This window comes from Serratia sp. BNK-12, from assembly GCF_047456085.1.
GTDB classification, from domain to species: Bacteria; Pseudomonadota; Gammaproteobacteria; order Enterobacterales; family Enterobacteriaceae; genus Serratia; species Serratia liquefaciens.
This window is the reverse complement of the sequence record NZ_CP179896.1, coordinates 4427057-4453674: the sequence shown is the minus strand read 5'-3', so window position 1 is coordinate 4453674 and position 26618 is coordinate 4427057. Positions and strand designations below refer to the sequence as shown.

The following is a 26618-nucleotide window of genomic DNA, read 5'->3' as shown; positions in this document are numbered from 1 at the left end:
ACGAAACCGGAGCCCGATCGCTGTGCTCCCGCCCATCTTGCTGCTGAGATGCCGATCCGTTTAGAAAAGTGGGTATGTTATGGATAAACTAACACCGCTCAAACCTGTCCCTTCCCTGTGTGCCGTCGTCGTCGCTCTGCTTATCTGGTTTGTGATCCCGGTTCCCGAAGGGGTTGCGCCCAATGCCTGGCATCTGCTGGCGCTGTTTATCGGCACTATCATCGCCATCATTGGCAAGGCAATGCCGATTGGTGCGGTTTCGATAGTGGCCATCGCACTGGTGGCCGTAACCGGTGTCACTAACCCCGGCAAACCGGGCGCGGCGCTCAATGATGCGCTCAGCGGGTTCTCCAACCAGCTGATTTGGCTGATCGGTTTTTCGATCATGATCTCGCTTAGTCTGAACAAAACCGGGCTGGGCGCGCGCATTGGCTACTACTTTATTTCGTTGTTCGGTAAGAAGACGTTGGGGATCGCCTATGCATTGACGCTGGCGGAAACCACCCTGGCGCCGGTCACCCCAAGCAATACCGCCCGAGGCGGCGGGATTATCCACCCGATCATGAAGTCAATCGCCGACAGCTTCGGCTCGCGGCCCGATCTGAACACCTCCGGTAAAATTGGCCGCTATCTGTCGCTGGTGAATTACAACATCAACCCCATCACGTCGGCGATGTTTATCACCGCGACTGCGCCTAACCCGCTGATCGTCAGCCTGATCGCCAAGGGTACGCACGGCAACTTTGAGCTCTCCTGGTCAATGTGGGCAATTGCCGCTCTGGTGCCGGGCGTGTGTTCGTTGATCGTTATGCCGCTGGTCATTTATCTGTTGTATCCACCGGAGGTGAAAAGCACCCCGGACGCGCCGCGCTTCGCTCGCGACAAGTTACAGGCTTTGGGGCCAATCACATTGCCGGAGAAAATTACTCTGGCAGTGTTTGCCCTGCTGCTGGTGCTGTGGGCGGGTATCCCGGCGATGATCTTCGGCCCGGCGCTGGCGGTTAACCCCACCACGGCCGCGCTGATTGGTCTGGCGGTGCTGTTGGCGACCGGCGTGCTGAGTTGGGAAGACGTTTTGAAGCACAAAGGGGCCTGGGATACGGTGGTGTGGTTCTCTGCGCTGGTGATGATGGCCAGTTTCCTCGGCAAGTTGGGGTTGATTAGTTGGCTGTCGCAGACCGTGGGCAGCGGTATTGATCATATGGGGATGAGCTGGGTGGGCGGCACCGTGCTGTTAACCATCATCTATCTGTATTCGCACTACTTCTTTGCCAGCACCACCGCACACGTCACCGCCATGTTTGCCGCCTTCTTTGCCGCCGGCGTTGCGCTCGGGGCGCCACCGGCGCTGTTGGGCCTGATCCTGGCGTTTTCGTCTTCTCTGATGATGTCACTGACCCACTATGGTACCGGGACGGCGCCGATCATTTTCGGTTCCGGCTATGTGACGCTGGGCGAATGGTGGAAAGCCGGTTTTGTGATGAGCGTGATTAACCTGCTGATTTGGATGTTAATTGGCGGGGCCTGGTGGAAGTGGCTGGGTTATTGGTGATACCCGTCATACTTGAAGCTGCTGCGGTGTTGGCTGCGTAAGCGCACCCCTGTCACTTAGTTCGCTAAGCTCCAGGGGATTTACTTACTTGCCGCCTTGCCGCAGCTCCAATTATTTAGGGTATTAGCCGCTGATCAGTTCAGAAACGCGGGCTGCTGCGCCTCGTAGCGAGAAATATCCGCTTCGTGTTGCAGCGTCAGGCCGATGCTGTCCAATCCGTTAATCATGCAGTGGCGGCGGAAGCTGTCGATCTCAAACGGGTAGCTTTTGCCGCCGGCATTGACCGTCTGGTTCTCCAAATCGACCACGAATTCGACCCCTTCGTTGTCGGCAACCAGCTTGAACAGTTCATCAACCTGTTGTTCGCTCAAAGTAACCGGCAGCAGCTGGTTGTTGAACGAGTTGCCGTAGAAGATATCGGCGAAGCTGGGCGCTATCACCACTTTGAAACCGTAATCGGTCAGTGCCCACGGAGCGTGCTCGCGTGAGGAGCCACAGCCAAAGTTTTCGCGCGCCAGCAGGATGCTGGCACCCTTGTAGCGCGGCTTGTTCAGCACGAACTCAGGGTTTGGCTGCTGGCCGGCGTCATCGAGGAAGCGCCAGTCGTTAAACAGGTGCTGGCCGAAGCCGGTACGCGTCACTTTCTGTAAAAACTGTTTTGGAATGATGGCGTCGGTGTCGACGTTAGCCGCGTCCAGAGGCACGACCAAACCAATATGTTGAGTAAATTTAGACACGTTAGCCCCTTAGTGAATATCACGGATATCGGCGAAATGACCGGCAACGGCCGCCGCCGCCGCCATCGCCGGGCTGACCAGGTGAGTACGTCCACCGCGGCCCTGACGCCCTTCGAAGTTACGGTTGCTGGTGGATGCGCAGCGCTCACCGGGGTTCAGACGATCGTTGTTCATCGCCAGGCACATTGAGCAGCCCGGCAGACGCCATTCGAATCCGGCTTCAATAAAGATTTGATCCAGGCCTTCCGCTTCCGCTTGAGCTTTCACCGGGCCGGAGCCCGGCACCACGATCGCCTGTACGCCATTGGCAACCTTGCGGCCTTTGGCGATTGCCGCAGCCGCACGCAAATCTTCGATACGTGAGTTGGTACAAGAGCCGATAAACACTTTGTCGATCGGCACTTCGGTCAGCTTGATGCCCGGTTTGAGGTCCATATAGGCCAACGCTTTTTCTGCCGAGGCACGTTCAACCGGATCGCTGAACGATTCCGGCGCCGGGATTGCCTGATTAACGGCAATAACCTGTCCTGGGTTGGTACCCCAGGTAACCTGTGGCGCGATGTCTTCGGCGCGCAGGGTCACTACGGTATCAAATTTGGCGTCGTCATCTGACTTCATGGTGCGCCAGTAGGCGACGGCCTGTTCCCAGTTGTTACCGGTTGGGGCAAACTGACGGCCTTTCAGGTATTCAAAGGTGGTGTCGTCCGGAGCCACTAACCCGGCTTTGGCGCCCATTTCGATCGCCATGTTGCACAGGGTCATACGGCCTTCCATGCTCAGCGCTTCAATCGCTTTGCCACAGAATTCCACGACGTGACCGGTACCGCCGGCGCTGCCGGTTTTGCCGATGATCGCCAGCACGATGTCCTTGGCAGTAATGCCTTCGGCGGCATCACCGGTGACTTCAATCTTCATGGTTTTGGCGCGACCCTGTTTCAGGGTTTGGGTAGCCAGCACATGTTCCACTTCCGAGGTACCGATACCGAAGGCCAGTGAACCGAAGGCTCCATGCGTCGCGGTATGAGAGTCGCCGCAGACGATGGTCATGCCCGGCAGCGTCATGCCCTGCTCAGGGCCGATGACATGTACGATGCCCTGGAAAGGGTGGTTCAGGTCATACAGCGAGACGCCGAATTCAGCACAGTTCTTGATCAGCTCCTGCATTTGAATACGCGCCATCTCACCGCTGGCGTTGATGTCTTTGGTTTGGGTCGAGACGTTGTGGTCCATAGTGGCGAAGGTTTTGCCAGGTTGGCGCACCTTGCGGCCCATGGCGCGCAGACCGTCAAAGGCCTGTGGCGAAGTGACTTCGTGCACCAGATGGCGGTCGATATACAACAGCGGCGTTTCGTTCGGCGCTTCGTACACCACGTGGGCATCGTACAGCTTCTGATATAAGGTCTTGGCCATGTTATGCCCCCTGAGCTACAAAGCGGGCGATGATGTCACCCATTTCATCGGTGCTGATGGCTTTACCGGTACCGGCCAGATCGGCGGTGCGGTAACCCTGTTCCAGCGCCTGGTTGATTGCGCGTTCTACGGCATCCGCTGCTTCAGTGGCACCCAGGCTGTAACGCAGCAGCAGGGTGGCGGACAGGATCTGGGCGATTGGGTTGGCGATGCCTTTACCCGCGATGTCCGGTGCAGAACCGCCTGCGGGCTCGTATAAACCGAAGCCTTGCTCGTTCAGGCTGGCGGACGGCAGCATGCCCATCGACCCGGTAATCATTGCGCACTCGTCGGACAGGATATCGCCGAACAGGTTGGAACACAGCAGCACGTCGAACTGCGACGGGTCTTTGATCAACTGCATGGTGGCGTTGTCGATATACATATGCGACAGCGACACATCTGGGTAATCCTTGGCGACCTGATTGACCACTTCGCGCCACAGAATCGAGCTCTGCAATACGTTGGCTTTATCAATCGAGGTTACTTTATTGCGGCGCTTGCGGGCAGATTCGAAGGCGATGCGCGCAATGCGTTCGATCTCGAAGCGATGATAGACCTCGGTGTCAAAAGCGCGCTCCTGCATGCCCTGGCCTTCACGACCTTTCGGCTGGCCGAAGTAGATGCCACCGGTCAGTTCACGCACGCACAGAATATCGAAACCGCGGGCGGCGATGTCGGCCCGCAGCGGGCAGAACTCTTCCAACCCTTGATACAGGCGAGCAGGGCGCAGGTTGCTGAACAGTTTGAAGTGCTTGCGCAAGGGCAGCAAGGCACCGCGTTCAGGTTGTTCTGCCGGCGGCAAGTGTTCCCATTTCGGGCCACCTACTGAACCGAACAGGATGGCGTCGGCTTGCTCGCAACCGGCGAGGGTTGCCTGTGGCAGCGGACTGCCATGACGATCGATGGCAATACCACCGACGTCGTACTCGGCTTCGGTGATGCGGATATCAAAGCGCTGACGCACTGCGTTCAACACTTTACGCGCTTGGGCCATTACTTCCGGGCCGATTCCGTCTCCGGGCAAGACGGCAATGTGGTAGGTCTTCGTCATGTTCACACCGTTTCCTGATTATTTTGATGTTTGTTTTGCTGCAGACGCTGCTTTTCTTTTTCTACCTGCTGGGAGCGCCAAATATTATTCAGTACGTGAACCATCGCCTTGGCGGAGGATTCCACGATGTCGGTCGCCAGACCTACGCCATGGAAGCGGCGGCCGTTGTACGACACCACGATATCAACCTGGCCCAGCGCATCGCGCCCCTGGCCCTTGGCGGTTAATTGATATTTCACCAGTTCGATCGGGTAACCGGTAATACGGTTGATTGCCTGATAAACCGCATCAACCGGGCCATTGCCGGTGGCAGCTTCGGCTTTCTCTTCTTCGCCGCAGACCAATTTCACCGAGGCGGTGGCCATAATGCTGCTGCCCGACTGCACGCTGAAGTAATCCAGGCTGAAGTGCTCTGGCTCTTCCTGCTGCTTATTAATGAAGGCCAGCGCCTCCAGGTCGTAATCGAACACCTGGCCTTTTTTGTCGGCCAGCTTCAGGAAGGCAGCGTACAGATTGTCCAGGTTGTAGTCCTGTTCCTTATAGCCCATCTCTTCCATACGGTGTTTCACCGCAGCGCGACCGGAACGGGAAGTCAGGTTCAACTGTACATCCTTCAGACCTATGGTCTGCGGGGACATGATTTCGTAGTTTTCGCGATTTTTCAGCACGCCGTCTTGGTGAATACCGGAGGAGTGGGCGAAAGCATTGGAGCCGACGATCGCTTTGTTGGCCGGGATCGGCATGTTGCACAGCTGGCTGACAATCTGGCTGGTACGGAAGATTTCCTGATGATTGATGTTGGTGTGCACGTTCATGATGTCCTGGCGCACTTTGATCGCCATGATCACTTCTTCCAGCGAGGTGTTGCCTGCGCGTTCACCGATACCGTTCAAGGTCCCTTCAACCTGGCGGGCGCCAGCCTGTACTGCGGCGATGGAGTTGCCGACCGCCATGCCCAGATCGTCGTGGCAGTGAACGGAGATAATGGCTTTATCGATATTCGGTACGCGGTCATACAGGGTGGTGATAATACCGCCAAACTGGTTCGGGGTGGTGTAGCCCACGGTGTCCGGGATATTGATGGTGGTCGCGCCGGCATTGATAGCGGCTTCCACCACGCGACACAGGTTATCGATTGGCGTACGGCCGGCGTCTTCACAGGAGAATTCTACGTCGTCAGTGTAGTTACGGGCGCGTTTCACTGAGCGTATTGCCATCTCCAGCACTTCGTCGAACGAGCGCTTCAGTTTTGATTCAATATGCAGGGTCGAGGTGGCCAGGAACACGTGAATGCGGAACGCTTCGGCGACGCGCAATGCTTCGGCCGCGACGTCGATGTCTTTATCTACGCAACGAGCCAGGCCACAGACACGGCTGTTTTTAATCTGGCGAGCGATGGTTTGCACGGATTCGAAATCACCCGGTGAGGAGACAGGGAAGCCTACTTCCATGACGTCGACACCCATTCTCTCCAGCGCCATCGCTATCTGAATCTTCTCTTTCACGCTCAGGCTGGCCTGCAGCGCTTGCTCGCCATCACGCAAAGTTGTATCGAAAATAATGACTTGTTGGCTCATCGGGTGGTTCCTTATCGTGTTTATTTCACGCTAAGCGGGTAAAAAAAAACCCGCGCAGTAGCGCGGGTTTGTTATGAGGGTGGGCTGAATCAGCTCTGAACTCCGTCCACCGGCATACCGCGCAAACAAGATGCGTTAAGTAGTAGGCCTAGTAGACGGTAAGTGTGGTTCATGGCGGTTCAACTCTCTAAAATAATGTCGTTGCCTAATTTGATACGTTATTGGCTTAACTATGTCAACACATGATTGAAAATGAGGGTACTCCTTTAGTGCCCGATTAACGCACCCTGAGAAACAGACGATAGTTCGGAGAAAAATGACATTGTCAGAGAAAAGTTGAGGGCGGGTTTGCGGCCCAGTTAGCATAAACGAAATGAATATATATCCTCGCAATTGCTTCTGAGGGACAGTGCGTTAAAATTAAAGATGCAAAACAACGGGAGCCGTGCTAGCCAGAATTGAAGGTGGTGTTTTTGTATTGCTGGTATCAATGCTTTGCAGTGGTTTATGTTTTTTGTGAATTAGCCATAAGACTAAAGTGGCCGGTAAGTAACGGTTGTTTGATTGGGTGATGTGTTTTTAATGCGGTTTATCAGAGGAAGATGGATAATGATTTGTTACTGTAGGTTATTAAAAATAACAATTGCCGGATTTCTACCGGTAGGTGAATGATAAAGCTGTTGCAAACCGGATTTTGGCTTTTAACCATGCTTATAAACAGGACGATGCTTTAGCCCGATTTTAAATGAATGGGGCGAGAGATAACTAATTCTTCTCGGTGTGATTAATACCACAATTTTGTTGTTTTAATTATGCCTGGTGAATTATCTACACAGGACTTAGTGGAGTGGGATATGTCGGAATGTAATTCAGAAATTATTATTGATAAGGATGCCGCTGATATTCATTTACGCAGTGTCGACCTGAACTTGCTCACCGTATTCGATGCCGTGATGCAGATGCAAAACATTACCCGGGCGGCGGCCTTTTTGGGAATGTCACAACCGGCAGTCAGCAATGCGGTCGCGCGGTTGAAATTGATGTTTAACGACGAGCTGTTCGTGCGCTGTGGACGTGGTATTCAACCGACGGCGCGAGCTCGTCAGCTGTTTGGGCCCGTCAGACAGGCTTTGCAGTTGGTGCAAAATGAGCTGCCTGGCGCGGAGTTCGAACCCTTCACCAGTGAACGCGTTTTCTCCATCGCCATCTCCAGCCCGCTTGATCTGCGACTGGGTGCCGGAATAATCAATCATTTGAAGAAAATTGCCCCGCAAACTCACTTAAAAATCAAATCCTATATAAGCAATAATATCGACAATCAATTACGCTATCAGGAGGTCGAGTTTGTGATTGGCTATGCCCGCTTTGATCCAACAGAGTTTAAAAGTGTGGCTATTTTTGACGATGAGTTAGTGTTGGTTACCGCAAGAAAACATCCCAGAATTGAAAAAGACATTACGCCTGAACAGATTATGGCTGAGCAGCATGCTGTAGTTTCGCTGGAGAGTTTTTACTCTTTTAGCCAACCTTACTATATAGAAGAGGCAATGCAGCGCCTCGTGGCTCAGCAATGCACAGATTTATACAGCGTATTGAACATGGTTTCCAATACTCACATGATTGCTATTGTTCCGGCATGGTTGGCCCGGCAACAGTCGGAAGCATTACAATTGCAGTTTGTCCCATTGCCATGGAATGAAAACAAAGTTACCTGCTACCTCTCTTGGCATGAATCGGCAGAGCGCGACAAGGGGCATCAATGGATGAAAGCCCAGCTTGGCCGGTCTGATATGCCGGAGTAAATCAGTCTATTATTACCCCCATGGTGGTAATGTCCCATTGGGGGGTAATATGTACTGGCGATTTATTAAGAATTATCTTGGTGTTCTCTAAGGGGTTTCTTTATTTAAGCGTTCTGGATTGGTTCATTTAGAATAAGTTAGACAGTTTCATTAAAAAATATCGATATAAAATTATATACTGAAATGTTATTTATATTTGGTTTTTATCTCTGTTCCAGGGGCGGGCCTTTCGGTCTAGCATTTTGTGGCCTGGATAAAACCTTTTCCTCCCCTTTTTGTCCAACGGTGAGACGCGGTGTAATCAACCTGAGTTTTGGCTCACACTTCTACGCTGAAATCTCTTTTCCCGCCGCTATAGACTAGGTAGACTGCGCGAAAAAAAGTAAACACGTGTAAGCTGAGTTGTGAGGAGAGGTTATCCCACACTACGCTAACTGTTTGATTCATTTCAGGCTTAGAGCGCTATGATCAATAATCTGCTGCAATACCATTTGACTCACCGTATACAGCACCAAATTACTCACCGTGCCGATCGCACTGCTTTTCGCCAATGGTCTCCCCAGGGGGAGACCCAAATGACCTGGAAGCAGGTCGATACGCATATCAATCTCATCGCCAGTGCGCTGTTGGCATTGGGTGCCGACGTGCAGGAACGTATCGCGATTTTTGCCAATAACTGCATGGCCTGGTCGCTGGCGGATTTGGCCATTCTGCAATTACGGGGTGTGAGCGTGCCGCTGTATGCCACCAACACGCCGGCCCAGGCGGCTTTTATCATCAATGACGCCGATATCCGTATTCTGTTTGTCGGCGAGCAGGCTCAATTGGATGCCGCCATCGCGCTGCGCGGTGTATGTCCGCAGTTGAGCCACATTATTGTATTTGATGACAGCGTCGACCTGCATGGCTGTGAGATTGCCCAACACCTGAGCACCTTTGAACGTGAAGTTGACGTAGCGGCGTTCTCATCCCAATTGCAGCAACGCATAGCCGATTGCGATCTGCGGGATCTCTTCACGCTGATCTATACCTCCGGCACCACCGGCGAGCCCAAGGGCGTGATGCTGGATTATCGCAATCTGGCTGCGCAGCTTTATCTGCATGATGAGCGGCTGACGGTGAATGAAGAGGATGTGTCTCTCAGCTTCCTGCCGATGTCACACGTGTTTGAACGGGCCTGGAGCTTCTTCATCATGCACTCTGGCGCGCAAAACGTGTTCTTGCCGAATACCGATTGGGTGCGCGAAGCCATGGCGGCGGTGCGTCCGACGCTGATGTGCGCGGTGCCGCGCTTTTACGAAAAAATCTTCAGCGCAGTACATGAAAAGGTCGCGCGTGCGCCTTGGCTGCGTCGGGCATTGTTCCATTGGGCGATTGTCTGCGGTGAGCGCAAGTTCCTGCAGGAGCGCGCCGGTAAGCCATTGGGCAAGCTATTCGATCTTTCTCATCGCTGGGCCGATAAACTGGTGCTGAGCAAGCTGCGCGGTATCCTCGGCGGGCGTGTACGCTTCTTGCCGGCCGCGGGCGCCAAACTGGACGACAATGTCATCCTGTTTTTCCAGGCTATGGGCGTTAACATCAAATACGGCTATGGCATGACCGAAACCTGCGCCACCGTTTCCTGTTGGGAAGAGGGCAATTTCCGCTTTGGCTCGATTGGCAAGCCCTTGCCGGGGGTTGAAGTGCGTATCGGCGAGGAGAATGAAATTCAGGTGCGTGGGCCAGTGGTGATGCGTGGCTATTTCAATAAACCGCTGGAAACCGCCGCTTCCTTTACCGAGGATGGCTGGTTGAAGACCGGCGATGCCGGCGCCATGGATGAAGGCGGCAACCTGTTTATCACCGAACGCCTGAAGGATTTGATGAAAACCTCTGGCGGCAAGTACATAGCTCCGCAGATGTTGGAAGGCACGCTGGCGCAGGATCGCTTTATCGAGCAGGTGGCGATCATCGCCGATGCGCGTAAATTTGTTTCCGCCCTGATCGTGCCCAGCTTTGAATCTCTGGAAGAGTATGCGAAATCCATCAATCTGAAGTATCAGGATCGGATCGAGCTGTTGCGTCACAGCCATATTCTGGAAATGTTTGAAAGCCGCCTGCGTGAGATGCAAAAAGAGTTGTCGCGCTTTGAACAGGTAAAAAGATTTACCTTGTTGCCTGCCGCCTTCTCGATGGAGTTGGGCGAGCTGACGCCAACGTTGAAGCTGCGCCGTAAGGTCATTTCACAGCGCTATCAGCGTGAAATTGACTCCATGTACCAGGATTAGGTCAGAGATTGTCGCCGGACGGATTGTTCGGCGAAAAAAACAGCATAATTCTTGCCTGATATAGTTCTGTAATTCCTCGCCTGATTGAAACAATGCCTAGCCCGAGCCGCTGGCGGCTAGTGCATTGTTTCTGTAAACCCCAGATCTCCAGCCGCTTGGCAATAACCATTCCATTGCCAAGCCTTTTTGCTGTTTGCCTGCCCAATATTCTGACGTTATGTTAATCAGTTAGAACCAATCCACAAAAACTTTGGGGCAATGCCCCACAGCAGGCGCTACGTTCCGGCGCCAGACAAGAATAAGTAAGCCTGGAGGCAAACCCATGGAGATGTTGTCAGGAGCCGAGATGGTCGTCCGATCGTTGATCGATCAGGGCGTTAAGCACGTATTCGGATATCCGGGCGGGGCGGTACTCGATATTTACGATGCCCTGCATACGGTCGGAGGCATCGATCACATATTGGTGCGCCATGAGCAGGGCGCAGTGCATATGGCCGATGGCTATGCGCGCGCCACCGGTGAAGTCGGGGTGGTTCTGGTGACCTCAGGGCCGGGAGCGACCAATGCGATCACCGGCATTGCGACAGCCTATATGGACTCCATCCCGATGGTGGTGCTTTCCGGACAGGTTCCCAGCTCGCTGATTGGTTACGATGCCTTCCAGGAGTGCGACATGGTCGGGATTTCTCGCCCGGTGGTCAAACACAGTTTCCTGGTGAAGCGCACCGAAGATATTCCCGGCATTTTGAAGAAAGCCTTCTACCTGGCTTCTACCGGCCGCCCAGGTCCGGTGGTGATTGATCTGCCGAAAGACATCGTTGGCCCGGCAGTAAGAATGCCTTATGCCTACCCGCAGGAAGTGAGCATGCGCTCCTATAACCCGACGGTGCAGGGCCACCGCGGGCAGATTAAACGCGCATTGCAAACTATCCTTTCGGCCAAGAAGCCCGTTATGTACGTCGGCGGTGGCGCGATTAATTCGGCCTGTGACGGTGAACTGCTGGAGCTGGCGGAAAAACTGAATTTACCGGTTACCTGCACCCTGATGGGATTGGGCGCGTTTCCCGGCACGCACCGCCAGAGCGTCGGCATGCTCGGTATGCACGGGACTTACGAAGCCAACAAAACCATGCATCACTCTGACGTGATCTTTGCCGTCGGCGTGCGCTTTGACGACCGTACCACCAACAACCTGGCGAAATATTGCCCGGATGCCACCGTACTGCATATCGATATCGACCCTACCTCAATCTCCAAGACGGTTGATGCCGATATCCCGATCGTCGGTGATGCCAAGCAGGTGTTGACCCAGATGCTGGAATTGTTGGCGCAGGAAGACAAAACGCAGGATCACGATGCGCTGCGTGATTGGTGGCAGTCTATTGAACAGTGGCGTGCGCGCGACTGCCTGGGCTACGACAAGAACAGCGGCACCATCAAGCCGCAGGCCGTGATTGAAACCCTGCATCGGCTGACCAAGGGCGACGCTTACGTTACCTCCGATGTTGGCCAGCACCAGATGTTCGCTGCACTCTACTACCCGTTCGACAAGCCACGCCGTTGGATCAACTCTGGCGGGCTGGGCACCATGGGCTTTGGTTTGCCTGCCGCGCTGGGCGTCAAGCTGGCATTGCCTGATGAAACCGTGGTGTGCGTGACCGGCGACGGCAGTATCCAGATGAATATCCAGGAGCTTTCCACCGCATTGCAGTACAACCTGCCGGTGATCGTAGTGAACCTTAATAACCGCTATCTGGGGATGGTGAAGCAGTGGCAGGACATGATCTACTCAGGCCGTCACTCCCAGTCCTATATGGATTCCCTACCGGACTTCGTCAAGCTGGCGGAGGCTTACGGTCATGTGGGCATCGCCATTCGTACGCCGGATGAACTGGAAAGCAAACTGGCGCAGGCGCTGGCCGAAAAAGAGCGCCTGGTATTTGTCGATGTGACCGTCGATGAGACCGAACATGTTTACCCAATGCAGATCCGCGGTGGAAGCATGGACGAAATGTGGTTAAGCAAAACGGAGAGGACCTGATCATGCGCCGAATTTTATCTGTCTTGCTGGAAAACGAATCCGGTGCGTTATCGCGTGTGGTGGGTTTGTTCTCTCAGCGTGGTTACAACATCGAAAGCCTGACGGTCGCGCCGACCGACGACCCTACGCTGTCGCGTATGACGATCCAAACCGTCGGCGATGAGAAGGTGCTGGAGCAGATCGAAAAGCAATTGCATAAGCTGGTGGACGTGCTGCGCGTCAGTGAATTGGTGCAGGGCGCACACGTCGAGCGAGAAATCATGCTGGTGAAGCTGCAGGCCAGCGGTTACGGGCGTGAGGAAGTGAAGCGTTGTGCCGATATTTTCCGCGGCCAGATCGTTGACGTTACCGCTACGCTGTACACCGTTCAACTGGCCGGCACCAGCGATAAGCTGGATGCGTTCCTGAGTGCGGTGCGTGAAGTGGCCGAAATTGTTGAAGTGGCGCGTTCCGGTGTGGTCGGCGTATCGCGCGGCGATAAAATCATGCGCTGAGGGATGAGATTGGCGTAATCTGAGGGCGCGGCCAGGCTGCGCCCTTTGTTTTTCGGCGTTTTTTGCCCGTTTGCTGGCACCTTTCGGCAAAAGCGGTTGCTAGGCAGAGTTTTCTGCTGTTAGATCGCAGAGGCTGGATTGAATAACCGCACAGGATGCGATGGTTAATCCGGGCATGGTTTTCACTTCTATTTTCAGCGTCATTAAGGGGTTAACGTGAAACTGGATGAAATCGCGCGTCTCGCGGGCGTTTCGCGCACTACGGCCAGTTATGTCATCAACGGCAAGGCGAAGCAGTATCGTGTCAGCGATAAAACCGTCGAGAAAGTGATGGCCGTGGTCAGGGAGCACAACTATCACCCAAATGCCGTCGCGGCAGGGCTGCGCGCCGGGCGAACGCGCTCTATCGGTCTGGTGATCCCGGATCTGGAAAACACCAGCTACACCCGGATTGCCAACTATCTGGAGCGTCAGGCGCGCCAACGCGGCTACCAGCTGTTGATTGCCTGTTCGGAAGATCAGCCTGATAACGAAATGCGCTGCATCGAACATCTGCTGCAACGTCAGGTCGATGCACTCATCGTTTCCACCGCTTTGCCGCCAGAGCATCCATTCTATCAGCGCTGGGCCAACGATCCGCTGCCGATTATTGCCCTGGACCGTGCGCTGGATCGCGAGCATTTCATCAGCGTGGTGGGTGCCGACCAGGAGGACTCCTTCGCGCTGGCGCAGGAACTGCGTACCTTCCCGGCTGAGTCTGTGCTGTATCTGGGCGCGTTGCCGGAGCTTTCCGTCAGCTTCCTGCGTGAACAGGGCTTCCGTCAGGCCTGGCAGGATGACGAGCGTCATGTCGATTATCTGTATGCCAATAGCTATGAGCGAGAGGCTGCGGGCGTGCTGTTTGCCGAATGGCTGAAAACCCATCCGATGCCACAGGCATTGTTCACTACCTCATTCTCATTGTTGCAAGGGGTGATGGACGTGACCTTGAAGCAGCGTGGCCGCTTACCGACCGATCTGGCGATCGCCACCTTCGGCGACCATGAGCTGCTGGACTTCCTTGAGTGCCCGGTGCTGGCGGTTGCGCAGCGTCACCGTGACGTGGCCGAACGCGTATTGGAGCTGGTGCTGGCCAGTCTGGATGAGCCGCGTAAACCTAAACCGGGTCTGACGCGTATTCGCCGCAATCTGTTCCGCCGCGGCAGTCTGAGCCGAAAATAATCCTATAGCAGGGGCGCTTAACTGCGCTCCTGTTTCAAACTCCCCGTTATACGTAGCCTGTTACCCTGAACAGCCTTCTGCAGTATTCGAGAAAATACCCGTACACCACACCCATCGCCATCGATACCACAGCATTGCTGGCCACGGCCGTTATGATCTGCTGCCCGTCGGCACCGACGCTCCACAGGATCGCGGCATAAACCGGCGATTGGAAACTGACATAGGCCAGCAGATCGGCAAGGTTACGCAATAAAAAGGGGTATCGATCAGAACGCCTGGCGATGCGGATGAACAGGTCCCGATAGCGCCCATAGGGCCAGGCGATCAGGATATTCACCGGAATCGACAGCAAGCGGGACGAGAGCGATTGTTGAAAGCTCATGCCGGAGACCAGAATTTCTATCGCCATACCGGCGATAAAGCAATACACCACCAGAGCAAAGGTATCGGCGGCGGCACTGCGCCAGTGAGTGGCAGGCGAGAGCATGGTGCAATCTCCGGAATATTGGTTAATGTTCTGTTAAATTTATTTTTTATAGTTGTTAATTCTGGTTTTTTCTTTCATTTGTAGTTTACATTGCCAGTTGGTGTTGGATAAGTAGCTTAATATTTTTATTTGGCGGCGTTGGGTGGTTTTTGTGCTGAGGACAGACGACAGAATGTGGCGCGAAGGGATTAAAAATGGACTATTCCTAACTATTCAATTAAAACAATGGGTTGCATAATTTCTGACGATAAAGCTGTTTTCCACAGCAAAAATTGTGGTCATTAAACATGTAAGGAAATGAAACCATAATTGTAAACAGGTATTTTGGGAGTAATCTTACTAAATTGATTTGAATCGAAATTAACTCGCCTCGTAATATCCGAGTAATTTATTTTTCCATCTGGCTTATCAGCGGCACTTTAATTGAAGTAAAATAGCGGCCGACTTGAGGATGAATAACCGTTGTACGTTATTAACTCAATAGCTTACGCCGTATTTCGTTTGTAGGGCGAGTTAACGCCGAGCCTTGTCTGGCGCGGCTCGCGCTCGGTTACTGCGATGTGATTGCCGAGCTGAAAAATGAGACATCGATTGCAGAAGGAAGTATTGACTTAATTAATCGCCAATTTGTCAGGTTTTTAATCAGGTTCTTTCCGCTTAGAAAATTCTCCCCGTTTATCATGATGTTAATTTTTAATCATCTAATAAATAGCGTTCCTTTCGCGAGTCAGCTCCCAAAATGACCGAAGAAATATTGCCAAAGCGCTGGCGCTCTGGCTTGACAAGGTTTTCATACCCTCCGTAAACTCCATTATGTGGGAATTTGTGGGGTAAAGTGGTGAAAACGGTCGTGAAGGGGTAACTCAGGTATGTTCCGTGGAGCAACGATGGTTAACCTCGACAGCAAAGGGCGGCTTGCCGTACCCACCCGATATCGGGATTTGCTGAACGAGCAATCGCAAGGCCAAATGGTTTGCACCATTGACCTCCACCAGCCCTGCCTGCTGCTCTACCCACTGCCCGAATGGGAAGTTATTGAACAAAAGTTATCCCGTCTGTCGAGTATGAATCCCGCCGAGCGTCGCGTTCAGCGCCTGCTGTTGGGTCATGCCAGTGAGTGTCAGATGGACAGCGCCGGCCGTTTGCTGTTAGCCACTACGCTACGTCAGCACGCCGGGCTTACCAAAGAAGTGATGCTGGTCGGGCAGTTCAACAAGTTTGAACTGTGGGATGAACAGACCTGGTATCAACAAGTCAAGGATGATATTGACGCAGAACAGTCGACTCAGGAACCGTTGTCTGAGCGGCTACAGGACTTGTCGCTATAAGCATGTTGGAAAACTATAAACACACTACCGTACTGTTGGATGAGGCGGTTAACGGCCTCAACATTCGCAGTAACGGCATCTATATCGACGGTACTTTTGGCCGCGGTGGCCATTCGCGTCTGATTCTGTCCCAGCTTGGGCCGGAAGGACGTTTGTTGGCAATTGACCGCGACCCACAGGCGATTGCAGCCGCCAAGTCTATTGATGACCCTCGTTTTAGCATCGTACACGGCCCATTTTCAGAGTTGTCGCACTATGTGCGGGAACGCGAATTAGTAGGGAAGATTGATGGCATCTTGCTCGATCTGGGGGTTTCTTCACCGCAGTTGGATGACGCGGAACGCGGTTTCTCCTTCATGCGGGACGGTCCACTGGACATGCGCATGGACTCCTCAAGCGGTCAGTCAGCCTCCGAGTGGCTGATGAAAGCGGAAGCAGACGACATCGCCTGGGTGCTGAAAACCTTCGGCGAAGAGCGTTTTGCCAAGCGTATCGCTCGCGCCATCGTAGAAAGAAATCTCGTCGAGCCGATGACCCGTACCAAAGAGCTGGCGGACTTGATCGCCAACGCCAGCCCGTTCCGGGATAAGCACAAGCACCCGGCAACCCGCAGCTTCCAGGCGATCCGTATCTACATCAACAGCGAATTGGAAGAGATCGAACGTGCGCTGGACGGCGCGCTGGAAGTGCTGGCCCCGCAGGGCCGTCTGTCGATCATCAGTTTCCACTCGCTGGAAGACCGCATTGTTAAACGCTTCATGCGTCACCATAGCCGCGGCGCTCAGGTGCCGGCTGGTATCCCGCTGACGGAAGAGCAACTGCGCAGTATGGGCGGACGCACGCTGAAAGCGCTGGGCAAGATGATGCCTGGGGATGCTGAGGTGGCGGAAAACCCACGTGCACGTAGCTCAGTGCTGCGTATTGCCGAGAGGATGCCGGTGTGATTGGCAACGAACGCCACGGTCTGGTCGGCGTGATTGGCGGCGATTTGCTGCGTAACGCCAAGATCCCACTGATTTTGCTGATTGCTTCGTTGGTGTCTGCGGTTTTCGTCGTGACCACCGCGCACCGCACCCGCTTGCTGACTGCCGAGCGCGAGCAGTTGGTTCTTGAGAGAGACGCCCTGGACATTGAGTGGCGCAACCTGATTCTTGAAGAGAATGCCCTTGGGGATCACAGTCGGGTAGAACGCATCGCAACGGAAAAACTGCAGATGCAACATGTTGATCCATCTCAGGAAAATATCATCGTTAAACAATGAATGGTTTAACTGAAATCATTACACGGAGTAGAAAGGGAACGCATGAAAGCAGCACGCCCCGGTAAGTTGAAACGCCAGGAAGATCAGGCCAGCTTTGTAAGCTGGCGTTTTGCGTTGCTGTGCGGCTGTATTTTGCTGGCGTTGGTAGGGCTGATGCTGCGGGTGGCTTATCTGCAGGTGATTAACCCGGACCGCTTGGTAAAAGAAGGCGACATGCGCTCACTGCGCGTGCAGGAAGTACCGACTGCGCGCGGCATGATCAGCGATCGTTCAGGTCGGCCGCTGGCGGTAAGTGTGCCGGTGAATGCAATCTGGGCGGATCCGAAAGAGCTGAATGAGCGCGGTGGTATCACGCTGGATAGCCGCTGGAAAGCGTTATCCGATGCGCTGAATGTTCCGCTGGATCAGCTTTCTACCCGCATCAACGCCAACCCTAAAGGGCGCTTTGTCTATCTGGCGCGCCAGGTGAATCCGGCGATCGGCGACTACATTCGCAAGTTGAAACTGCCGGGTATTTACCTGCGTCAGGAATCCCGTCGCTACTATCCTTCCGGCCAGGTGACTTCGCACATCATTGGCGTGACCAACATTGACGGTCAGGGGATTGAAGGCGTCGAGAAGAGCTTTGACCGCTGGCTGACCGGGCAACCGGGCGAGAGAACCGTGCGTAAAGACCGCTTTGGCCGGGTCATCGAGGATATTTCTTCGGTGGACAGTCAGGCGGCGCATAACCTGGTGCTGAGCGTCGATGAGCGTCTGCAGGCATTGGTTTACCGCGAACTCAACAACGCCGTGGCCTTCAACAAGGCTGAATCCGGTACTGCGGTGCTGGTGGATGTGAATACCGGCGAAGTGTTGGCGATGGCCAACAGCCCGTCTTACAACCCGAACAATATGGCCGGTACGCCGAAAGAAACCATGCGTAACCGTGCTATCACCGATATTTTTGAGCCTGGTTCCACCGTAAAACCTATGGTGGTCATGACGGCATTGCAGCACGGCATTGTGAAAGAAAATAGCGTGCTGAATACCGTCCCTTACCGTATCAACGGCAAGGAAATCAGGGACGTTGCGCGTTACGCGGAACTCTCCCTGACCGGGATCTTGCAGAAGTCGAGTAACGTCGGCGTTTCACGGCTGGCGTTATCGATGCCGTCCTCAGCGTTAGTAGATACTTACTCTCGTTTTGGATTGGGAAAAGCGACCAATTTGGGGCTGGTCGGAGAAAGCAGTGGCATATACCCAAAAAAACAACGGTGGTCTGACATAGAGAGGGCCACCTTCTCTTTCGGCTATGGGCTAATGGTAACCCCGTTACAGTTAGCGCGAGTCTACGCAACGATCGGCAGTCTGGGCGTTTATCGCCCGCTGTCGATTACTAAAGTTGACCCACCGGTTGCCGGTGAGCGCGTCTTCCCCGAACCTCTGGTGCGCACCGTTGTGCACATGATGGAAAGCGTTGCCTTACCGGGCGGCGGTGGGGTGAAGGCGGCCATCAAGGGCTACCGCATAGCCATCAAAACCGGTACCGCCAAAAAAGTGGGCCCGGACGGCAAATACGTCAACAGATACATCGCTTATACCGCCGGCGTGGCGCCGGCCAGTAATCCTCGTTTTGCTCTGGTGGTGGTAATCAACGACCCGCAGGGTGGGAAATACTACGGTGGTGCGATCTCCGCGCCGGTGTTTGGCGCCATCATGGGCGGCGTATTGCGCACCATGAACGTTGAACCGGATGCGTTGCCTACCGTTGAGAAAAGCGATTTTGTAACTAACAGAAAAGAGGGTTCAGGTGGCAGATCGTAATTTGCGCGATTTACTCGCTCCGTGGGTGCCAACGGCTCCCGGGCGCGCGCTGCGGGAAATGACATTAGACAGCCGTATTGCGGCTGCCGGGGATCTGTTTGTCGCCGTTGTCGGCCATCAAACGGATGGACGCCGCTATATTCCGCAGGCCATCGCGCAGGGCGTTGCCGCTGTGATTGCCGAAGCTGAAGGCCAGGCCGAAGACGGCGCTATCACCCAAATGCACGGCGTGCCGGTGATTTACCTGAGCCAGCTCAACCAGCGCCTTTCCGCACTGGCCGGGCGTTTTTACCATGAACCGGCGGAACGTCTGCGTCTGGTCGGCGTTACGGGTACCAACGGCAAAACCACCACCACTCAGCTGCTGGCGCAGTGGGGCCAACTGCTGGGTGAAACCAGCGCCGTAATGGGCACCGTCGGCAATGGTTTGCTGGGCCAGGTTTGCCCAACAGAGAATACCACCGGCTCTGCGGTAGATGTTCAACACGTATTAAACGAGCTGGTCGATCGCGGCGCCACCTTCGCGGCGATGGAAGTTTCCTCCCACGGCCTGGTGCAAAACCGCGTGGCGGCGCTGCCGTTTGCCGCTGCGGTGTTCACTAACCTGAGCCGCGATCATCTGGATTACCACGGTGATATGGCCAATTACGAAGCGGCCAAGTGGTCGCTGTTCGCCAGTCACGAAGTGGGCCAGGCGATTATCAATGCCGATGACGAAGTCGGCCAGCGCTGGCTGAGTCAATTGCCGGATGCGGTTGCTGTCACCATGCAGGGCAACCTGCAGCCTGGCTGCCACGGTCGCTGGCTGAAAACCACCGCGGTTAACTATCACGATAACGGCGCTACTATTCGCTTCAGCTCAAGCTGGGGCGATGGTGAGATTGAAAGCCGCCTGATGGGGGCGTTTAACGTCAGTAACTTGCTGTTGGCGTTGGCGACCCTGCTGTCGTTGGGGTATCCACTGGATGAACTGGTGGCCACCGGTAATCAACTGCAACCCGTGTGTGGCCGCATGGAAGTTTTCAACGCGCCGGGTAAACCGACGGTGGTGGTCGATTACGCCCACACCCCGGATGCGCTGGAAAAAGCGTTGGAAGCCGCGCGCCTGCACTGCCAGGGGCAATTATGGTGCGTGTTTGGCTGCGGCGGCGATCGCGACAAGGGCAAGCGTCCACTGATGGGCGGCATCGCCGAACAGTTCGCCGATCGCGTCGTTGTTACCGACGATAACCCTCGTACTGAAGAACCGCAGGCGATCATCGCCGATATCCTGACTGGCTTGCTGGATGCCGGACGCGCTCTGGTGATCCACGGTCGTGCGGAAGCCGTAACCAGCGCCATCATGCAGGCGAAAGAACAAGACGTGGTGCTGGTGGCCGGTAAGGGTCACGAGGATTACCAACTGGTGGGGAATCGCCGTCTGGATTACTCCGATCGCACCACCGTCGCGCGTTTGCTGGGGGTAGTAGCATGATCCCTGTCTCCCTTCAGGCACTGGCCGACGTATTGAGCGCTGAACTGATCGGCGCCGATTGCCAAATCGTTGAGGTGACGACAGATACCCGTCAGGTAACCGCCGGTTGCCTGTTTGTGGCATTGAAAGGTGAGCGTTTCGACGCTCACGATTTTGCTGTTGATGCAGTAGCCGCAGGCGCCGGGGCGCTGCTGGTAAGTAAGCGCTTATTGGTGGATGTTCCGCAACTGGTGGTGAAAGACACCCGTCTGGCGTTAGGCCAACTTGCTGCCTGGGTACGCAAGCAGGTACCGGCCCGAGTCGTGGCGTTAACCGGCTCATCGGGCAAGACTTCGGTGAAAGAGATGGCCGCCGCTATCCTGCGTGAGTGCGGCGAAGTGCTTTATACCGCCGGCAATTTCAATAATGACATCGGCGTGCCTTTGACGCTGCTGCGTTTGCAGCCGCAGCACGACTTTGCGGTGATTGAGCTGGGCGCTAACCACATTGGCGAAATCGCTTATACCACCGCATTAACTTGTCCGCAGACCGCCCTGGTAAATAATCTGGCGGCCGCTCACCTGGAAGGCTTTGGTTCTTTGGCCGGTGTTGCCCAGGCGAAGGGCGAAATTTTTACCGGTTTGCCGGCTGACGGCGTGGCGATCATCAACGCCGACAACAACGATTGGCCGCATTGGCAGAGCATGCTGGAGGGGAAAACCGTTTGGCGATTCTCTCCGCAGGCGGCAGAAGGCGTCGATTTCTTCGCCAGCGATGTACAGGTCAACGGTGACGGCACACAGTTTACGCTGCACAGCCCGTTCGGCACTGCGCCTATCGCGCTGCCCCTTCCGGGGCGTCATAACGTCGCCAACGCGTTGGCGGCAACGGCACTGGCAATGTCGGCCGGAGCATCGCTCGAGGCCGTGTGTCAGGGGCTCAAACAACTGCAGGCGGTGCCGGGACGTTTGTTCCCGATTGCCCTGTCTGCCGGCAAGCTACTGTTGGATGACAGCTACAACGCCAACGTTGGCTCAATGACGGCCGCTGCACAGGTACTGGCGGAAATGCCGGGTTACCGCGTGATGGTGGTGGGCGACATGGCAGAGCTGGGGGCGGAAGCCGAAGAGTGTCACCGTCAGGTGGGCGAAGCGGCTCGGCTGGCGAGAGTCGATAAGGTGCTGGGCGTGGGGCCATTGAGCCAAACGCTGATTGCCGCCGCCGGTAACGGCGAACATTTTCAGGATAAGGCAGCGGTGACCGCGCGCGTGGCGGAGTTACTGTCGGAACATGCGGTAATTACCGTGTTAATCAAGGGTTCACGTAGTGCCGCAATGGAGCAGGTAGTACGCGCGTTACAGGAGAAAGCACCATGTTAGTTTGGCTGGCCGAGCATTTGGTCAAATATTATTCCGGCTTCAACGTCTTTTCCTACCTGACGTTCCGAGCCATTGTCAGCCTGCTGACCGCGCTGTTCCTTTCCTTGTGGATGGGGCCGCGGGTGATCAAACGCCTGCAGGAGATGTCCTTCGGCCAGGTGGTGCGTAACGACGGTCCAGAGTCGCATTTCAGCAAGCGCGGCACGCCGACCATGGGCGGCATCATGATCCTGACCTCCATCACCGTTTCGGTGCTGATGTGGGCCTATCCGTCCAACCCTTATGTTTGGTGCGTACTGTTCGTGCTGCTGGGTTACGGCATCGTCGGTTTCGTTGACGACTACCGCAAGGTGGTGCGTAAAGACACCAAAGGGCTGATCGCCCGCTGGAAATACTTCTGGCAGTCGGTGATTGCGCTGGTGGTTGCTTTCGCCATGTATGCCGTAGGTAAAGACACGCCAGCCACCGAGCTGGTTGTGCCGTTCTTTAAGGACATCATGCCTCAGCTTGGCCTGTTGTACGTGCTGCTGGCTTACTTTGTCATCGTGGGGACCAGCAACGCGGTCAACCTGACCGACGGGCTGGACGGCCTGGCGATTATGCCGACGGTGTTCGTGGCTGCCGGTTTTGCACTGGTAGCCTGGGCAACCGGTAACATGAACTTCGCCAACTACCTGCACATTCCATATTTGCGTCACGCCGGTGAACTGGTGATCGTCTGTACCGCCATTGTCGGCGCCGGCCTGGGCTTTTTGTGGTTCAACACCTATCCGGCCCAGGTCTTCATGGGCGACGTGGGTTCGTTGGCGCTGGGCGGCGCGTTGGGCACCATTGCGGTGCTGCTGCGCCAAGAGTTTTTACTGTTGATTATGGGCGGCGTGTTCGTGGTTGAAACGCTGTCGGTGATTTTGCAGGTGGGGTCGTTCAAGCTGCGCGGGCAACGTATTTTCCGCATGGCGCCGATTCACCACCACTATGAATTGAAAGGCTGGCCGGAACCACGCGTGATCGTGCGCTTCTGGATTATTTCGCTGATGCTGGTGCTGATTGGCCTGGCGACGCTGAAGGTGCGGTAACTATGGCGGATTATCAGGGTAAGAAAGTGGTCATCATCGGGCTGGGCCTCACCGGCCTGTCCTGTGTTGATTTCTTTATGGCGCGCGGCGTAACGCCACGCGTTATGGATACCCGCATTTTACCTCCAGGGCTGGACAAGCTGCCTGAAAGCGTTGAGCGTCACCTGGGTGATTTGAATCAGGATTGGCTGTTGGCGGCGGATTTGATCGTCGCCAGCCCGGGCATGGCATTGGCGACCCCGGCATTGAGCGCTGCTGCAGAGGCGGGCGTAGAGATTGTCGGCGATATCGAATTGTTCTGCCGTGAAGCCCAGGCACCGATCGTGGCGATTACCGGTTCCAACGGTAAAAGCACCGTCACCACCCTGGTGGGTGAAATGGCAAAAGCCGCAGGTTGGGCGGTGGGCGTCGGTGGCAATATCGGCCTGCCTGCGTTGAGCCTGCTGCGTCAGGAATGCCAACTGTACGTGCTGGAGCTGTCGAGCTTCCAACTGGAAACCACTTACAGCCTGCACGCGGCTGCGGCGACCATTTTGAACGTCACCGAAGATCATATGGATCGCTATCCGTTTGGGCTGCAGCAATACCGTGCCGCCAAGCTGAAGGTCTATGAAAATGCCAGCCTGTGCGTGGTCAATGCCGACGACGCATTGACGATGCCGATTCGCGGGGCGGATCAGCGTTGCATCAGCTTTGGCGCCGATGTAGGTGACTATCACCTGAACCGCCAACTGGGCGAGACCTGGTTGCGCGTGCGCGGCGAGAAAATCCTGAACACCCGCGAAATGAAGCTGACTGGCCGCCATAACTACACCAATGCGTTGGCGGCGCTGGCACTGGCCGATGCGGTGAACATCCCGCGCGCTTCCAGCCTGAAAGCGTTGACCACCTATACCGGTTTGGTGCACCGCTTCCAATTGGCCTGGGAACATAACGGCGTTCGCTGGATTAACGATTCTAAAGCCACCAACGTTGGCAGTACCGAAGCGGCGTTGAATGGTCTGCAGGTGGACGGCACCTTGCACCTGCTGTTGGGCGGCGACGGTAAATCTGCCGATTTCTCCCCGCTGGCGCGCTACCTGCAAGGCGATAACGTTCGCCTTTACTGCTTCGGCCGTGATGGCGAACAGTTGGCTCAGCTACGGCCGGAGGTCGCTACGCTGACCGAGACTATGGAACAGGCGATGCAGACGATAGCCGGCCGGGTGCAACCTGGCGATATGGTGCTGCTGTCACCCGCCTGTGCCAGCCTGGATCAGTTCCGCAATTTTGAAGTACGCGGCGACGAGTTTACTCGTTTGGCACAGGAGCTTGGCGGATGAGACTGCGCTTGCCGAACTTCGGGCTGACAGAGCTCTTTAAAAACTGGGTGGCGGGATCGCGAGATAACGATTCGGTCAATATGGTGCTGTACGACCGTACCCTGCTGTGGCTGACCTTTGGGTTGGCCATTATCGGTTTTGTGATGGTGACTTCGGCTTCGATGCCGATCGGTCAGCGCCTGGCGGACGATCCGTTCTTGTTTGCCAAGCGTGATGCGTTGTACCTCGGGCTGGCGTTCGGTCTGTCGATGGTAACCTTGCGCATTCCGATGGAAGTCTGGCAGCGCTACAGCAACATCATGCTGCTGTTGTCGATTGTGATGCTGTTGATCGTATTGGTGGTCGGCAGCTCGGTAAACGGGGCATCGCGCTGGATCTCGCTGGGGCCGCTGCGTATTCAGCCGGCAGAGCTGTCCAAGCTGTCGCTGTTCTGTTACCTGGCGAGTTATCTGGTGCGCAAAGTAGAAGAGGTGCGCAGCAACTTCTGGGGCTTCTGCAAGCCGATGGGCGTTATGGTGGTGTTGGCCGTGCTGCTGCTGGCTCAGCCGGACCTCGGTACCGTGGTGGTGCTGTTTATCACCACGCTGGCAATGCTGTTCCTGGCCGGCGCGAAAATGTGGCAATTCCTGGCGATTATCGGATCCGGAGCCTTCGCGGTAGTGCTGTTGATCATCGCCGAACCTTACCGTATGCGCCGTGTGACTTCGTTCTGGAATCCGTGGGCCGATCCGTTCGGCAGCGGCTACCAGCTGACCCAGTCGCTGATGGCCTTTGGCCGTGGTGAATTCTGGGGACAAGGGCTGGGTAATTCGGTGCAGAAACTCGAGTATTTGCCGGAAGCGCACACCGACTTTATCTTCTCGATTTTAGGCGAAGAGCTGGGCTATATCGGTGTGGTTTTTGCATTGTTAATGGTATTCTGCGTCGCTTTTCGTGCTATGTCGATTGGCCGCCGTGCGCTGGAGATTGATCAGCGCTTTTCTGGCTTCTTGGCCTGCTCAATTGGCGTGTGGTTTAGCTTCCAGGCGCTGGTCAACGTCGGTGCCGCTGCCGGAATGCTTCCCACTAAAGGCTTAACGTTACCGCTGATAAGCTATGGCGGTTCGAGCCTGTTGATTATGTCGACGGCGATCGTGCTGTTGCTGCGTATTGATTATGAAACGCGTCTGGCTAAAGCCCAGGCGTTTGTGAAGAGGTAAGGGATGAGCGGGAAACCTAAGCGTTTAATGGTGATGGCGGGCGGTACCGGCGGACACGTGTTCCCGGGACTGGCGGTCGCACATCATCTGATGGCGCAGGGCTGGCAGGTGCGCTGGCTTGGAACCGCAGACCGAATGGAAGCCGATCTGGTGCCAAAGCACGGGATCGAGATTGATTTCATCCGTATTTCCGGCCTGCGTGGCAAAGGGCTGAAGGCCCAACTGAGCGCGCCGCTGCGTATCTGGCAAGCCGTACGTCAGGCGAAGGCGATTATGCGTAGCTACCAACCGGACGTGGTGCTGGGAATGGGGGGGTACGTTTCTGGTCCTGGCGGTTTGGCCGCATGGCTGTGCGGCATCCCGGTGGTGCTGCATGAACAAAACGGCATTGCCGGGCTGACCAACCGTTGGTTGGCGCGCATTGCCAAGAAGGTCCTGCAGGCCTTCCCTGGCGCGTTCCCCAATGCGGACGTGGTGGGCAACCCGGTACGCACTGACGTATTGGCGCTGCCGCTGCCGGCAGAGCGATTGACGGGGCGTGAAGGGCCCATTCGCGTACTGGTGATTGGCGGCAGTCAGGGTGCCCGGGTGCTGAATCAGACAGTTCCTGAAGTCGCGGCGAGATTGGGCGATAGAATTACGCTCTGGCATCAGGTAGGCAAAGGTGCGCTGGAAAATGTGTTGCGCGACTACGAGAGGGTAGGGCAGACGCAACACAAAGTGACCGAGTTTATTGATGACATGGCGGCGGCGTACGCTTGGGCTGATGTCGTGGTGTGCCGCTCCGGCGCGCTAACGGTCAGCGAGATCGCCGCTGCGGGCCTTCCTGCGATCTTCGTGCCTTTCATGCACAAAGACCGCCAACAGTATTGGAATGCTCGCCCGCTGGAAGAAGCCGGTGCGGCGAAGATTATCGAGCAACCGCAGTTTAACGCCGATGTGGTGGCGGAGCTGCTGGCTGGCTGGGATCGTCCTACGCTGCTGGCCATGGCCGAAAAGGCCCGTGCCGTAGCCATTCCTGATGCTACCGAACGCGTAGCTGCGGAGCTGGTGCGCGTCGCCAAATAATATGCAGGGGTCCGGTTCGCCGGGCCTGAATTAAAGAATGTCATG

22 protein-coding genes are annotated in these 26618 nt (G+C 55.4%); 16 read left to right on the top strand and 6 right to left on the bottom strand.

Going from position 1 to position 26618, the window contains the following annotated elements:
• Positions 1-79 precede the first annotated feature (79 nt).
• A complete protein-coding gene (locus tag ACMGG1_RS20805) occupies positions 80-1552 on the top strand; it encodes a DASS family sodium-coupled anion symporter (protein WP_020825193.1) in 1473 nt (490 codons plus the stop codon).
• Between the two features lie 134 nt (positions 1553-1686).
• On the opposite strand, the gene leuD is transcribed toward ACMGG1_RS20805, so the two are convergent.
• From leuD to leuL, 5 genes are all read right to left on the bottom strand, one after another.
• Positions 1687-2289, bottom strand: a complete 603-nt coding sequence (leuD, locus tag ACMGG1_RS20800; protein WP_020825194.1) for a 3-isopropylmalate dehydratase small subunit — start codon at positions 2287-2289, stop codon at positions 1687-1689.
• A 9-nt stretch (positions 2290-2298) separates the two neighbouring features.
• On the bottom strand, positions 2299-3699 hold the full coding sequence (leuC, locus tag ACMGG1_RS20795) for a 3-isopropylmalate dehydratase large subunit (protein ID WP_046374527.1): 1401 nt from the start codon (positions 3697-3699) through the stop codon (positions 2299-2301).
• Between the two features lies 1 nt (position 3700).
• On the bottom strand, positions 3701-4792 hold the full coding sequence (gene leuB / locus ACMGG1_RS20790) for a 3-isopropylmalate dehydrogenase (protein ID WP_041414192.1): 1092 nt from the start codon (positions 4790-4792) through the stop codon (positions 3701-3703).
• A gap of 2 nt (positions 4793-4794) precedes the next feature.
• Positions 4795-6369 (bottom strand): 2-isopropylmalate synthase, encoded by a 1575-nt coding sequence (leuA, locus tag ACMGG1_RS20785; RefSeq protein ID WP_020825197.1) that lies wholly within the window; start codon positions 6367-6369, stop codon positions 4795-4797.
• Positions 6370-6458: 89 nt separating this feature from the next.
• Complete coding sequence (gene leuL, locus ACMGG1_RS20780) at positions 6459-6542, bottom strand: leu operon leader peptide (RefSeq protein WP_104410921.1); 84 nt, start codon at positions 6540-6542, stop codon at positions 6459-6461.
• Between the two features lie 681 nt (positions 6543-7223).
• Here leuL and leuO point away from each other — a divergent pair.
• The 5 genes from leuO (at position 7224) to cra (ending at position 14194) form a co-directional block, all read left to right on the top strand.
• Complete coding sequence (gene leuO / locus ACMGG1_RS20775; protein WP_414160992.1) at positions 7224-8171, top strand: transcriptional regulator LeuO; 948 nt, start codon at positions 7224-7226, stop codon at positions 8169-8171.
• A 464-nt stretch (positions 8172-8635) separates the two neighbouring features.
• Positions 8636-10438 carry an AMP-dependent synthetase/ligase gene (locus ACMGG1_RS20770; protein ID WP_217331533.1) on the top strand — a complete coding sequence of 601 codons (1803 nt, stop codon included), beginning with the start codon at positions 8636-8638 and terminating at the stop codon, positions 10436-10438.
• 322 nt (positions 10439-10760) lie between these two features.
• Entirely contained in the window at positions 10761-12479 is a 1719-nt protein-coding gene (gene ilvI, locus ACMGG1_RS20765) for an acetolactate synthase 3 large subunit (RefSeq protein WP_041414196.1), read from the top strand.
• 2 nt (positions 12480-12481) lie between these two features.
• Positions 12482-12973, top strand: a complete 492-nt coding sequence (ilvN, locus tag ACMGG1_RS20760) for an acetolactate synthase small subunit (protein WP_004932806.1) — start codon at positions 12482-12484, stop codon at positions 12971-12973.
• 216 nt (positions 12974-13189) lie between these two features.
• Complete coding sequence (cra, locus tag ACMGG1_RS20755; protein ID WP_020825201.1) at positions 13190-14194, top strand: catabolite repressor/activator; 1005 nt, start codon at positions 13190-13192, stop codon at positions 14192-14194.
• A gap of 46 nt (positions 14195-14240) precedes the next feature.
• Here cra and ACMGG1_RS20750 read toward each other — a convergent pair whose 3' ends face one another.
• Positions 14241-14681, bottom strand: coding sequence for an L-alanine exporter AlaE (locus tag ACMGG1_RS20750; protein ID WP_044554167.1), 441 nt, complete (start codon positions 14679-14681; stop codon positions 14241-14243).
• Positions 14682-15550: 869 nt separating this feature from the next.
• Here ACMGG1_RS20750 and mraZ point away from each other — a divergent pair.
• From mraZ to murG, 10 genes are read left to right on the top strand one after another with little or no spacing between them, the layout of a single operon-like run.
• Positions 15551-16009 (top strand): division/cell wall cluster transcriptional repressor MraZ, encoded by a 459-nt coding sequence (gene mraZ / locus ACMGG1_RS20745; RefSeq protein WP_041414198.1) that lies wholly within the window; start codon positions 15551-15553, stop codon positions 16007-16009.
• Positions 16010-16011: 2 nt separating this feature from the next.
• A complete protein-coding gene (gene rsmH / locus ACMGG1_RS20740; RefSeq protein ID WP_020825204.1) occupies positions 16012-16953 on the top strand; it encodes a 16S rRNA (cytosine(1402)-N(4))-methyltransferase RsmH in 942 nt (313 codons plus the stop codon).
• A complete protein-coding gene (gene ftsL / locus ACMGG1_RS20735) occupies positions 16950-17270 on the top strand; it encodes a cell division protein FtsL (RefSeq protein WP_012005204.1) in 321 nt (106 codons plus the stop codon). Before rsmH ends, ftsL begins: the two co-directional genes overlap by 4 nt.
• 42 nt (positions 17271-17312) lie before the next feature.
• On the top strand, positions 17313-19076 hold the full coding sequence (locus ACMGG1_RS20730; protein WP_122077173.1) for a peptidoglycan glycosyltransferase FtsI: 1764 nt from the start codon (positions 17313-17315) through the stop codon (positions 19074-19076).
• Positions 19063-20550, top strand: coding sequence for a UDP-N-acetylmuramoyl-L-alanyl-D-glutamate--2,6-diaminopimelate ligase (murE, locus tag ACMGG1_RS20725; protein WP_122077178.1), 1488 nt, complete (start codon positions 19063-19065; stop codon positions 20548-20550). The genes ACMGG1_RS20730 and murE overlap by 14 nt, the downstream gene beginning before the upstream one ends.
• Entirely contained in the window at positions 20547-21908 is a 1362-nt protein-coding gene (gene murF / locus ACMGG1_RS20720) for a UDP-N-acetylmuramoyl-tripeptide--D-alanyl-D-alanine ligase (protein WP_414160991.1), read from the top strand. Before murE ends, murF begins: the two co-directional genes overlap by 4 nt.
• Entirely contained in the window at positions 21902-22984 is a 1083-nt protein-coding gene (gene mraY / locus ACMGG1_RS20715; protein ID WP_414160990.1) for a phospho-N-acetylmuramoyl-pentapeptide-transferase, read from the top strand. Before murF ends, mraY begins: the two co-directional genes overlap by 7 nt.
• 2 nt (positions 22985-22986) lie before the next feature.
• On the top strand, positions 22987-24306 hold the full coding sequence (murD, locus tag ACMGG1_RS20710) for a UDP-N-acetylmuramoyl-L-alanine--D-glutamate ligase (RefSeq protein WP_414160989.1): 1320 nt from the start codon (positions 22987-22989) through the stop codon (positions 24304-24306).
• 2 nt (positions 24307-24308) lie between these two features.
• Positions 24309-25505: a cell division protein FtsW gene (ftsW, locus tag ACMGG1_RS20705; protein ID WP_122080578.1), complete on the top strand. Its 1197-nt coding sequence runs from the start codon at positions 24309-24311 to the stop codon at positions 25503-25505.
• Between the two features lie 3 nt (positions 25506-25508).
• The gene (gene murG / locus ACMGG1_RS20700) at positions 25509-26573 is read left to right on the top strand and encodes an undecaprenyldiphospho-muramoylpentapeptide beta-N-acetylglucosaminyltransferase (protein ID WP_046374518.1); all 1065 of its coding nucleotides are present in this window, start codon (positions 25509-25511) and stop codon (positions 26571-26573) included.
• The last annotated feature ends 45 nt before the right edge of the window (positions 26574-26618 follow it).